General features: G+C 67.6%; 7 protein-coding genes. 4 read left to right on the top strand and 3 right to left on the bottom strand.

Features of this window, described 5'->3' with window-relative positions:
- Positions 1–11 precede the first annotated feature (11 nt).
- Positions 12–644 carry a glutathione S-transferase family protein gene (locus ACN0T5_RS11105; protein WP_417768698.1) on the top strand — a complete coding sequence of 211 codons (633 nt, stop codon included), beginning with the start codon at positions 12–14 and terminating at the stop codon, positions 642–644.
- Here ACN0T5_RS11105 and ACN0T5_RS11100 read toward each other — a convergent pair.
- Together ACN0T5_RS11100 and ACN0T5_RS11095 are read right to left on the bottom strand one after the other, a co-directional pair.
- A complete protein-coding gene (locus tag ACN0T5_RS11100) occupies positions 599–1,141 on the bottom strand; it encodes a GNAT family N-acetyltransferase (RefSeq protein ID WP_417768697.1) in 543 nt (180 codons plus the stop codon). The two genes, ACN0T5_RS11105 and ACN0T5_RS11100, sit on opposite strands and share 46 nt — an antisense overlap.
- Before the next feature lie 112 nt (positions 1,142–1,253).
- Positions 1,254–1,961: a glutathione S-transferase N-terminal domain-containing protein gene (locus ACN0T5_RS11095; protein WP_417768696.1), complete on the bottom strand. Its 708-nt coding sequence runs from the start codon at positions 1,959–1,961 to the stop codon at positions 1,254–1,256.
- 336 nt (positions 1,962–2,297) lie between these two features.
- Here ACN0T5_RS11095 and ACN0T5_RS11090 point away from each other — a divergent pair, with 336 nt between their 5' ends.
- Complete coding sequence (locus tag ACN0T5_RS11090) at positions 2,298–7,841, top strand: MG2 domain-containing protein (protein ID WP_417768695.1); 5,544 nt, start codon at positions 2,298–2,300, stop codon at positions 7,839–7,841.
- Between the two features lie 45 nt (positions 7,842–7,886).
- Positions 7,887–9,998, top strand: a complete 2,112-nt coding sequence (pbpC, locus tag ACN0T5_RS11085; protein WP_417768694.1) for a penicillin-binding protein 1C — start codon at positions 7,887–7,889, stop codon at positions 9,996–9,998.
- A 14-nt stretch (positions 9,999–10,012) separates the two neighbouring features.
- On the opposite strand, the gene ACN0T5_RS11080 is transcribed toward pbpC, so the two are convergent.
- Positions 10,013–10,942, bottom strand: a complete 930-nt coding sequence (locus tag ACN0T5_RS11080; protein WP_417768693.1) for an alpha/beta fold hydrolase — start codon at positions 10,940–10,942, stop codon at positions 10,013–10,015.
- A 180-nt stretch (positions 10,943–11,122) separates the two neighbouring features.
- On the opposite strand from ACN0T5_RS11080, the gene dapA reads away from it, so the two are divergent.
- A complete protein-coding gene (gene dapA / locus ACN0T5_RS11075) occupies positions 11,123–12,001 on the top strand; it encodes a 4-hydroxy-tetrahydrodipicolinate synthase (RefSeq protein ID WP_417768692.1) in 879 nt (292 codons plus the stop codon).
- Positions 12,002–12,016: the final 15 nt, after the last annotated feature.

The following is a 12,016-nucleotide window of genomic DNA, read 5'->3' as shown; positions in this document are numbered from 1 at the left end:
GAGGCGCGAAGATGATCGATCTGTACACCTGGAGCACGCCGAACGGTCGCAAGATTTCCATCATGCTGGAGGAATGCGGACTGCCCTATGCGGTGTTCCCGGTCGACATCACCAATTCGGAGCAGCACACGCCTGCCTTCATTCATATTTCCCCGAACAGCAAGATCCCGGCGATCATCGATCGCGAGGCCGGTGTCAGCCTGATGGAATCGGGCGCCATCCTGCTCTATCTGGCGGACAAGACCGGCAAGTTGCTGCCGGGCGAGGGACCGGAGCGGCTGCGCGTCATCGAATGGCTCATGTGGCAGATGGGCGGTTTCGGCCCGATGCTCGGTCAGGCCCATCATTTCCTGCATTTCAACGCCGGCAAGGCGCCTTATGCGGAAGAGCGCTACGCAAGGGAGGCGGAGCGCCTCTACCGGGTCCTCGACCGGCAACTGTCCGAGCACCAGTTCGTGGCCGGCGCATATTCCATCGCCGACATCTCGATCTGGCCATGGGCGAGCCGTTTCGAATGGCAGGGTATTGACCTGGCGAGCTATCCCAATGTCCGGCGCTGGTATCTGGAAGTCGCCGGCCGCCCCGCCGTGCAGCGTGGCTACGACATCCCCGAAACGGGTGCGGCGATCCCGATGCCGGCCTGATCCGGCACCGCTCCGCCTGTCTCCAGCCGGAATTTCAGGAACGCGCAGCCCTCATGATCCACCTCGCCGACAAACGTCGCGCCGAGACGGGCGAGCGCGCGAAGATGGCGGCGCGAGGGCGGCAGCAGGAAGGTGACGAACGGGATGCGCGGATCGGCTCGGGCGAAGGCCAGCGCCTTGTGCGTGATTGCGATGCCGAGGCCGAAACGGCCGGGCCGCAGCACCAGGCCGAAGTCCCACTCCGTGCCTTCCAGCTGGAATCCGCCCCATCCGACATAGGCGCCATTGCACAGGATTGCCCAGTGGCCAAGGCCGTCGCGCTGCCAGCACGCCTCCTTGGCCGCGACGAACGCCTCGCTGCTCTGCCGGTTCCAGGGCTCGGTCACCAGTGGCATATGCTCGGTCACACGAGGGTCGCTCATATGTGCGGTTATCTCGTCGGTGGAAACCTCCGTCAGCCGCGCGAAGGTGATTTCGTTCCGGGTTCGGTACGTCATCGTTCGAAATCTCGCCGTGGGACGAAAGGAATGAAGCGGCAGCGGCCACCCCGGGAGTGTTGCCGCCGCCGCACTCATGCCTGTTCAGATCGGAATGGTCAGGCCGGAATGGTCAGGCCGGAATGGTCAGGCCGCGCTGGGAGGCCGGACGGGCCATGCATTCGGCGAACCAGCGTTGCACGTTGGCCCTGTCCGTCAATCCGGTGATCTCGCCCGCGCCATAGAAGCCGCCAAGCGTGTTGATCCACGGGAAGATCGAGATATCGGCGATGGAATACTCCTCGCCCATGATGAAGCGGCGGCCGTCGAGCCGCTGATCGAGCACGCCGAGAAGGCGCCGCACCTCGCCGGCATAGCGTTCGCGCGGATAGGGATCCTTGACCTTGTCGGCGGCGAACTTGTGAAAGTGGCCGAGTTGTCCGAACATCGGCCCGATCCCGCCCATCTGGAACATCAGCCATTGCAGGCACTCGTAGCGCCCTTGCGCATCGGCCGGCATCAGCTTGCCGGTCTTTTCGGCGAGATAGACCAGGATCGCGCCGCTCTCGAACAGCGCCAACGGCTGTCCGCCGGGACCGTTCGGATCGATGATCGCGGGGATCTTGTTGTTCGGGTTGAGCGAGAGGAATTCCGGCGTCATCTGGTCATTCGTGTCGAAGGAGACCTTGTGGGCCTCGTAGGGCAGGCCAAGCTCCTCAAGCGCCACCGAAACCTTGATGCCGTTCGGGGTGGCCAGCGAATAGAGCTGAAGTCGCTCCGGGTGCCTGGCCGGCCAGCGGCGGGTGATCGGGAAGGTCGCGAGTGAATTCGGTTCGGACATGCAAGTTTCCCTCTGGTCGTGAGCCTGCCTGATGCCGTGATGGGTGCTGCCGCGACACGCGAGACGGGCGGAAGTCGATATTGTTTCGGGCCGGGCCGGCGGCAAGACGGCGGTCTCCGGGCTCGCGCCAGACTGGCGGTTGGCGTAGCACGGTGTATCGGAACGGAAAATTCGTGCAACTTTGATGCGAAAATTACGTCAGTTTGGTCTTGGACTTGTCAAGATTGCGTGATCCCATCCCCGCTTCGGGAGCCGCCGGGCGCATGTGTTGAAGCATCTCCGGGCGGGAATCAGATTGCCGGATTCGGACCGGCCGCCGCTTTTGGGGGGAAACTCATGCGTTCGACCGTCAGGGATCGTGGTTCGCGACTGTTTGCGGGTCTTGCCCTATCGCTGCTCCTCCTTGGCGGTCTCGTGCCTGTCCCCGGAGCTGCCCAGTCTTCCGGGGGGGGCTCTTCCGGGGGGGCGTCTTCCGGGGAAACACGGCGGATCGTCACCGTCGACGATGCCGATTACTTCGGCGCCGATTTCCGCACCCTGAAGGATGTCGACCTCGAGGCCTGCAAGGCCGCCTGCCTCGACAGCAACCAGTGCCGCGCGTTCACCTTCAACACCTCCGCCGGATGGTGTTTCCTGAAGTCGGATGTCGGCCGCCTGCAGGCGTTCTCCGGGGCCGTTGCCGGCCGCGTGGTGACGGTGGTTGCGCGCGATGAAGCGACCCGCAAGGCGCGGGAGGCTGAAATCTCTTTCCTGCCCGGGTCGCTGACGGAGGAGGCAGGGCGCTACGCCCGCGCCCTTTCGCGCAAGTTCGATGCCGGCGGGGCGACCACTGGCGCGCTTGAATCTGCGGCCTGGGCCTCGCTCGGCGCGAACCGCTTCGAGGAGGCCGAACGCAACTTCGCGCGGGCTCTGACGCTGGATGGCGAGCGTTTCGACTTGTGGAGCGGTCTTGCCCGTTCGCTCGTTGCCCAGAAACCCTCCGACTGGCAACGCCGCAACCAGGTCGAAAATGACGGAGCGAGCGCGGCCGTCAACGCTTACCTTTCATCGACGGGCGAGGCCGAGCGGGTCGATGCGCTCGATCTGCTGGCCAGCGCCCTTGAGCGCCGCCAGCTCTACAAGCCGGCCATCAAGGCGCTGCGTGCAGGTCTCGAACTGGACGAGACGCCGCTGCGCCGCGACCGCTACGACACGATGGTGGCCCAGCACGGCTTCCGCATTCTCGATCATCAGGTGGATGCCGACGCGGCAACGCCCCGGATCTGCGTCGTGTTCTCCGACACGCTGGCGCGGGCGACCGATTTCGCCCCCTTCGTCCGGGTGACCGGCGAGGGGCCCTATTCGATCGAGAGCGAAGGCGCCCAGATCTGTGTCGACGGCGTGCGCCACGGCGAGCGCTATTCGCTGCTGCTGCGCGAGGGTGTGCCGTCCGCCGACGGCGAGAAACTGGAGAAGACGGCCGATCTCACCGTTTATGTCCGCGATCGCAGTCCGTCCGTGCGCTTCCTCGGCCGTGCCTATGTGTTGCCGGCAGGAGATGGCGCGACGATCCCGGTGATCACGGTCAACACCGGAGCGGTGGAGACGGAAATCTACGGCATCGGCGAGCGCGGGCTTGCCCCGGCGCTGCGCGACCAGCGCATTCTCTCCCAGCTCAACAGCTATGGCGCCGACCAGATCCGCGACGAATATGGCGAGAAGCTCTGGTCGGGTACCGTGGAGACGCAGCAGCGTCTCAACCAGGATGTGACGACGGCCGTCCCGGTCGCCGATTTCGGGCTTCAGATGAAGCCCGGTGTCTATGCGATGGTGGCGCGGGCCAAGGAAGACCGGGAAAACCAGTGGGGTCCCTGGGCAACCCAATGGTTCATCGTCTCCGATCTGGGCGTCAGCGCCTATACGGGCCCCGGCGAGGCGGTGGTCGCGGTGCGCTCGCTCTCCGATGCCTCGGCGGTCGCCGGTGCGAGCGTGCGTCTTGTGGCGGTCAACAACGAAGTGCTCGGCGAGACGAAGAGCGATGCCGAGGGTTTCGCGCGCTTTGCACCGGGCCTGACGCGCGGCACCGGAGGGCGCGCGCCGGCGATGGTCGGCGTCGAGACGGAAAGCGGCGACTACGCCTTCCTCGACCTGACCAAACCCGCCTTCGATCTGTCCGACCGCGGCGTGGAGGGACGGGCCGCGCCGGGGCCGATCGATGTCTTCGCCTGGCTCGACCGTGGCGTCTTCCGCCCGGGCGAGACGGTGCATGCAGGCGCGATGGCCCGCGACGGGGCTGCCATGGCAACACCCGGCCTGCCGCTGACCTTCATCTACGACCGGCCTGACGGTGTCGAATATATGCGCGTGCAAGTCACGGACGCCGGTGCCGGAGGGCGGGCCCACGCGCTGGAACTGCCGGCCTCCGCCCAGCAGGGAAGCTGGTCCCTGAGGATCCATGCGGATCCCAAGGGGGCGGCTCTGGCACAGGTGTCCTTCCTCGTGGAGGACTACCAGCCCGAGCGCGTCGACTTCACGCCGGAAGCGGATGCCGGGGCGCTCGATCCGCAGGACCCGCCGACGGTCTCGCTCGAGGCGAAGTTCCTCTACGGCGCACCGGCCGGCGGCCAGCGCGTCGAGGGTGACCTCGTCGTTTCCCCGACACGGCAAAACCCGGCCTTTCCCGGTTATGTCTTCGGCCTTGAGGACGAGCAGGTCTATCCGAACCGCCAGTCCTTGCCTGACGGCACCGTGACCGACGAGACGGGCAAGGCGAGCTTTGTCCTGCCCGCACCGCAGCTGGAGCCGACAACGGCTGGTTATGAGGCAAAGGTGGTGGTGCGCGTGGTCGAGGCCGGCGGCCGCTATGTCGAGCGTGGTCTCGATCTTCCGGTGCTGGCCGACGGACCGCGCATCGGTGTGAAGCCGGGCTTCGACGGCGGTCTTGGCGAGGGCGGTCCGGCGGATTTCGAAATTGTCGCCATCGACCGTTCGGGCGAGCGTATTGCCGCCGGTGGCGTGTTGTGGACCTTGTCCAAGGTCGAGACCCGTTACCAGTGGTACCGGTCCGACAATCGCTGGTCGTTCGAGCCGGTGACAACGAGCAAGCGTGTCGCCAACGGCGAACTCGCCATCGAGGCCGGGCAGTCCGCCAAGCTGTCGGTTCCCGTCGAATGGGGGCGCTACAGGCTGGAACTGGTGATGAACGGGGCTGAACCCGCCGCCACCAACACCACCTTCAGCGCCGGCTGGTACGCCTCTTCGTCCTCGTCGCAGACGCCGGACGTGCTTGAGGTCGGCCTCGACAAGGAGGCGTATCGTGTCGGCGAGACGGCGAAGCTGCGCCTGAAGCCGCGCTTTGACGGCATCGCGCTTGTCCAGGTGATGGGTGACCGGCTGATCGAGAGTCGGGTCATCGAGGTCACCGAGGGAGAAAGCGACATCGACCTCACCGTGACCGACGACTGGGGCAACGGCGCCTATGTCACCGCGACCCTGCTGCGGCCGATGGACCTGGAGGCCAGGCGCATGCCCTCGCGCGCGCTCGGCCTGCAATGGCTTGCGGTCGATCCGGGTGAACGTCGCCACAGTGTCGCGCTTGATGCGCCCGACACGATGCGGCCGCGCACGACGATGGAGGTCGGCGTCGAGATTTCCGGTCAGCCGGCCGGCAAGCCAGCCTTCCTGACGATTGCCGTTGTCGATGTGGGCATTCTCAACCTGACGCGGTTCAAGACGCCCGATCCCGATGGCTGGTATTTCGGCCAGCGCCGGCTCGGCATGGAGATCCGCGACTATTACGGCGAACTGATCGACCGCACCGTCGGCGACCGGGGCCTCGTGCGCTCCGGCGGCGACGGCACCGGCCTGTCGCTTGCCGCGCCGCCGCCGCAGGAAGCGCCGATGGCGCTCTTCTCCGGCGTCGTCGAGACGGATGCCGACGGTCGAGCCACGGTTTCCTTCGAGGTGCCCGACTTCAACGGCACGGTGCGGCTGATGGCGGTTGCCTGGAGCGAGAACGGCGTCGGCCACGCGGAACGCGATGTCGTGGTGCGCGATCCGGTCGTGGTGACGGCGACCCTGCCGCGCTTCCTGGCCCCGGACGACACGTCGCGCCTGCTGGTCGAGATCGACAATGTCGAGGGACCCGCCGGCGACTATGTGCTTCAGGCCGAGATCGACGGACCGCTTTCCGTGGATCTCGACGACATGTCCGGCAAGGTCACCCTGGCCGCCGGCGAACGGCGCTCGCTCCGCTTTCCGATCACCGCCAGTGGCACGCCGGGCGATGCAACGCTCGCCCTGACGCTGGCCGGCCCGGACGGGCCGGTGGCGGAAAAGTCTCTGGCGCTTGGCATTCGCGACACGATGCCGCCGATCTCGCGGCGATCCTTCGTGACGCTGGCTCCCGGGGCAGGACTGACGCTCGATGCCGACACGCTGGCCGGGATCGTGCCGCAAACGGCCAGTCTGACGGTGGCGGCGGGCGGTGCCGCGCGCATCGACATTCCGGGCCTGCTCGCGGCGCTTGACCGCTACCCCTACGGCTGCACCGAGCAGACGACGAGCCGGGCGCTGCCCTTGCTCTATCTGAACGAGATGGCTGTCGTCAGCGGTCTGGAAACCGACAGCGCTGTACGCGAGCGGGTGGAGACCGCGATCCGCCGGGTGCTGGGCAATCAGAACTCGAGCGGTTCCTTCGGCCTGTGGTCGAGCTTTGGCAATCAGGACCCGTGGCTCGACGCCTATGTGACGGATTTCCTGATCCGGGCACGCGACCGTGATTATGACGTGCCGCGCATCGCGCTCGACAGCGCCCTCGACAATATCGAGAACCGGATCTCCTATGCCTCCGACTTCGACGATGGCGGCGAGGGGATCGCCTACGGGCTCTATGTGCTGGCATCCGCCGGGCGGGCCTCGGTCGGTGACCTGCGCTACTACGCCGATGTGAAGCTCTCCGCATTCGGTTCGGCCCTTGCCAAGGCGCAGGTGGGCGCCGCCCTGTCGATCTACGGAGAGACGGAACGTGCCGGCCGGGTCTTCAAGGCGGCTGTTGCCGATGTCGGCAAGGCGGACACGACCGGCTATCGCGGTGATTACGGCACGACGCTGCGCGATGCGGCCGGTGTGCTGGCCTATGTCACCCGTGTCGGGGCGTCCTCGGTCGATGCGGCGCAACTCGCCCGCGATGTGGCCAGTCGGCAGGATGCGACCGACCATCTGTCGACGCAGGACATGGCCTGGCTTCTCGTTGCAGGCCACGAATTGCAGCAGAAGGCCGACGAGGCGCGCTTCGCCGTCGACGGAGCGGCCGTCAGCGGTCGCCTCGACCGCCGGCTGTCCGGCACGGGCGTCGCGGCGACGCCGGTGCGCATCGAAAACCGCGGCGACAAGGCGGCCGACGTGGTGCTCACCGTTGCCGGACGGCCTGTCGAGCCCGAGCCCGCCGGCGGCAACGGCTACCGCATCACCCGTGCTTTCTACGATCTCGACGGCAACGAGCTCGCATCGGGGACGGTCGGTTTCAACACGCGGATCGCCGTGGTGCTCACCGTGACCCGCGAACGGCCGGGCAAGGGGCGCATGCTGGTCGTCGACCGTTTGCCGGCGGGGCTTGTCATCGACAACCCCCGTCTGGTGCGCTCCGGCGATATCGGCGCGCTCGACTGGCTCTCCACCATCGACAATCCCGACCATGTCGAGTTCCGTGACGACCGCTTCGTCGCGGCCGTCGACGAGACACAGCAGAACGCCGATGTGCTCACCTTCGCCTATCTGGCGCGGGCCGCCCTGCCGGGCAGTTTCGTTCATCCGCCGGCAACGGTGGAAGACATGTATCGCCCGGACCTGAGCGCCCGTACGGCAACCGGCCGTATCGAGGTGCTCGGGCCGATCCGCTAGCGAACCGGAGGCGAGGTGCAAGCGGCAGGAGACAGGGGCGCAGGCATGGCGGGGCGCGTGATCCGGCATTGGCGCTGGCCTGCCGCCGCAGTTCTGGCGGTTCCGGCGCTGGCGGCGGGGATGCTGGCTCATGATGTGTGGTCGCTCGACCGGGAGGCACTCCTTGCGCCGGTCGAGATGTCGCGCGCCGCCACGGATCGCGATGGCGTGCTGCTGCGTGCCTTTCAGACGAGCGATGACCGCTGGCGCCTGCCGCTTGATCCGGGCGCTGTCGATCCGCTCTATCTGCGCATGCTGCTTGCCTATGAGGACCGGCGCTTTCACGAGCATTCCGGGGTTGATCCGCGTGCCGTGCTGCGCGCCGGGGCACAGGCTCTTTCAAAGGGACGCATCGTTTCCGGCGCCTCGACGCTGACCATGCAGGCGGCGCGGCTGGTGATGGAGGAGCCGACCCGGTCGCTGGCGATGAAATGGCGTCAGGTGGTGACCGCGCTGGCGTTGGAGCGGGAACTCGACAAGCGCGGGATCCTGTCGCTCTATCTCGCCCGTGCGCCCTTTGGCGGCAATATCGAGGGTGTGCGGGCGGCAAGTCTCGCCTGGTTCGGCAAGGAGCCGGCACGCCTCACGCCGGCGCAGGCGGCCCTGCTTGTGGCGCTGCCGCAGTCTCCCGAGGCACGGCGTCCCGACCGTGACCCGAAAGCTGCCCGCGCGGCGCGCGACCGGGTGCTTGGCGTGATGGAGGCGCAGGGCGTTCTCGGTCGCGAGCCGGCCGCTGCAGCCCGGCGGGAACCGGTCCCGACGCACCGCCGGCCGGTGCCGATGCTGGCACCCCACGCAACGCGGCAGGCGCTGGCACGAAGCGGCGGGGCGGGAAGTGTCCGCCTGACGCTCGACGCCAGCCTGCAGGCACGCCTCGAGGCGATGGTCGCGGCGCGCGCCGCGCGGCTCGGGCGCAATGTCTCCGTGGCGCTGCTGGTCGCCGATCACGGCAGCGGCGAGATCCTCGCGCATGTCGGTTCGGCCGGGCTTCTCGACGAGGCGCGGCGCGGGCATGTCGACATGACCGGCGCGGTGCGTTCGCCCGGCTCGACCCTGAAGCCCTTGATCTACGGCCTTGCCTTCGAGGAGGGCATCGCCCATCCCGACAGCCTGATCGAGGACCGGCCGACGACGCTGTCCGGCTACAGCCCGACCAATTTCGATCTCGCCTTCCAGGGCACGGTGCGGGTGCGGCAGGCGCTGACCGCCTCGCTCAACGTGCCGGCCGTCGCATTGCTCGATGCGGTCGGCGTGTCACGTTTCGTCGCAAGGCTTCGCCGCGCCGGAACCGCCCCGAGGTTTCCCGAGGGCGAGACGCCGGGGCTGGCGGCGGCGCTTGGCGGCTTCGGTCTCTCGTTGCACGACCTCGTGCAGCTCTATGCGGGCCTGGCACGCGGCGGTCGCCCGGTCGTCTTGCGCGAGACGTTCGGGACAGGCGGTGCGCATGATGGCAGCGGCGGCGCTGGTGACGCCGGTGCGATCCTGTCGTCCGGGGCGGCATGGCGGATCGGCGAAATCCTTTCCGAGGTGCCTCCGCCCGACACGGCCAATGGTGAGGGTGTCGCCTACAAGACAGGCACCTCCTACGGCTATCGCGATGCCTGGGCCATCGGCTATGACGGCAGCCATGTGGTCGGTGTCTGGGTGGGGCGGGCCGACGGCACGCCGGTTCCAGGCATCACCGGCTATCAGTCGGCGGCCCCGATCCTGTTCGATGCCTTTCAGCGGATCGGGACAAGGCGGACGCCGCTGCCGCGTCCGCCGCGCGGGCTGGAGGCCGGTGAGGACCGCGTGCCGGCGGCGCTGCGCTATGCGCGCACGGCAACGCGGCATGATGGCCTGCGCGCCAGCCCGGGCCCGGAAATCTTCTATCCGCCCGACGGGGCGACGGTCGACCTCGGACTGTCCGACGGGCAGGGGCAGGCGGCGGCGATGCCCCTGGTCATCAAGGCGCGGCGCGGACGGGCGCCGTTCCTCTGGCTTGCCAATGGCGCGCCGGTCGCAAGCGGTCCCTTCGCAACCGCGCTCACCTGGGTGCCGGACGGGCCGGGCGCCTCGGTGATTTCGGTGATCGACGCCGACGGCAACGCCGCCCGTATCACCCTGACGATCCGATGACCCGCAGCGACGCTTCAGCCCCGGCTTGAAGCGAAGCCGGCGATTGTCTCTTGCGTTTCGGTGTCCCACAGCAGCGGCGCGTGGCCCTCGTCCTCGACGAGATGCAGCCGCGTCCCGGGATGACGTTCGCCCATTTCGGCGAAGGTTTCCGCGCTCAGGATGTCCGACAGGGCGCCGCGTATGGCCAGAACCGGGATCGCGCGGATGGCTTCGAAGACCGGCCAGAAGTCGGGCGTCTCCGTCTCCTCGTCGATCTCGCCAAGCGTGTTGGCGAGCCGGGCGTCGTAGTCGAGCAGGAGACCCTCGGCCGCCTCGCTGTAGAGCTGGCCGGCGAAACGCCGCCAGCCGGCCTCGTCAAGCGAGGGGAACTGGCCGGAAAGCGAGGTCTTCAGCAACTCCGCCGCCTCGCTCCAGTCGTGTGCCGCCATGCGTCGGCCGATGGCGCCGGAGAGGCGGCGCAATCCACCGCGCTCGATGGTCGGGCCTATGTCGTTGAGGACAAGGCCGGCGACGCGCTCCGGTGCACGCCAGGCGAGCAGCATGCCGTGCAGTCCGCCGCGGGACGTGCCGACAACGACCACACGTGACAGGTCCAGCGCGTCGAGCCCTGCGTCGATATCGGCGGTTTCCTGTTCGATCGAATAGGTGCGCCAGTCGGGGTGCCGGCCGGAGTGGCCGCGCCCGCGATAGTCCATCGCCACGACCCGGTGGCCGCGTGCGGCGAGCATTTCGGCAAGCGCGCCGAAATCGCGGGCGTTGCGCGACAGGCCGGCAAGGCACAGGACGTCCGGCTTGCACGGCCGGGAGGGCGAGGGTTCCCAGATCGTCGCCGAAAGCTCCAGCCCGTCATTGCTCCGCCAGCCTTGCCTGTGTGGCTGCTGCGGCGGGGAGCTCTCCGCGCCGGTCTCGTCCTCCGGGGCGGCATCCCCACTTTCGTCTGTCATTTGGCCCTGCATCCCCGGTCTGTTCACAGGGCAATGATAGGCAAGCCGGCGGTGGCTGCAAACCGGGTTTGATCAGTGTCTTCCGGATCGGCGTCGCGTGTTGCGTCGTATGCCGGTGCCGACTATTGTGCGCCACCCGGATGCACCATCCGGCCCATGCCACACTCCAAGAGGACCGCCATGTTCAAGGGATCCATGCCCGCACTCGTCACGCCGTTTCGCAACGGGGCCGTGGACGAGAAAGCGTTTCAGGAGTTCGTGGACTGGCAGATAAAAGAAGGCAGCCACGGGCTCGTCCCCGTCGGCACCACCGGCGAGAGCCCGACCCTGACCCATGACGAGCACAAGCGCGTCATCGAGCTGTGCATCGAGGCCAATGGCGGCCGCGTGCCGGTGATGGCCGGCGCCGGCTCCAACAACACGGTCGAGGCCATCGACTTCGCCACCCATGCCGAGAAGGCCGGGGCGGACGGGCTGCTGGTCGTCACGCCCTATTACAACAAGCCGAACCAGGCCGGTCTGCTCGCCCATTACCGGGCGATCGACGCGGCCGTCGGCATTCCGATCTACATCTACAACATCCCCGGCCGCTCGGTGATCGACATGCAGCCGGAGACCATGGCGGAACTGTTCCGCACCTCGCGCAACATCAAGGGCGTCAAGGACGCGACGGCGAACATGTCGCGCGCCAGCCGCCAGCGCGAGCTCTGCGGAGCGGACTTCGTCCAGCTCTCCGGCGAGGACATCACCGCGCTCGGCTTCAACGCCCATGGGGGAACGGGCTGCATCTCGGTGACGGCGAATGTCGCGCCCGGCCTGTGCTCGCAGTTCCAGGAAGCCATGCTCGGCGGCGACTACGCCACCGCGCTGACCATCCAGGACCGGCTGGCCCCTCTGCACAACGCGCTCTTCATCGAGCCGAACCCGACGGGCGCGAAATACGCCCTGTCGCTGCTCGGCAAGCTGGAGAACGAGTTGCGCCTGCCGCTGGTGCCCGTTTCCGACACGACAAAAGCCGCGATCCGCGATGCGATGACGCATGCGGGCCTGCTCAACTGACAAGGACAGACGGAT

The sequence above is a fragment of the Stappia sp. genome (genome assembly GCF_048261845.1).
GTDB lineage: Bacteria > Pseudomonadota > Alphaproteobacteria > Rhizobiales > Stappiaceae > Stappia.
This window is presented reverse-complemented; position numbering and strand designations above follow the sequence as displayed.

Excerpts from the sequence above, each read along its gene's own strand:
- ACN0T5_RS11100 (WP_417768697.1), bottom strand. The coding sequence starts at position 1,141 with ATGACGTACCGAACCCGGAACGAAATCACCTTCGCGCGGCTGACGGAG.
- ACN0T5_RS11095 (WP_417768696.1), bottom strand. The coding sequence starts at position 1,961 with ATGTCCGAACCGAATTCACTCGCGACCTTCCCGATCACCCGCCGCTGG.
- ACN0T5_RS11080 (WP_417768693.1), bottom strand. The coding sequence starts at position 10,942 with ATGACAGACGAAAGTGGGGATGCCGCCCCGGAGGACGAGACCGGCGCG.
- pbpC (WP_417768694.1), top strand. The coding sequence starts at position 7,887 with ATGGCGGGGCGCGTGATCCGGCATTGGCGCTGGCCTGCCGCCGCAGTT.
- dapA (WP_417768692.1), top strand. The coding sequence starts at position 11,123 with ATGTTCAAGGGATCCATGCCCGCACTCGTCACGCCGTTTCGCAACGGG.
- ACN0T5_RS11090 (WP_417768695.1), top strand. The coding sequence starts at position 2,298 with ATGCGTTCGACCGTCAGGGATCGTGGTTCGCGACTGTTTGCGGGTCTT.
- ACN0T5_RS11105 (WP_417768698.1), top strand. The coding sequence starts at position 12 with ATGATCGATCTGTACACCTGGAGCACGCCGAACGGTCGCAAGATTTCC.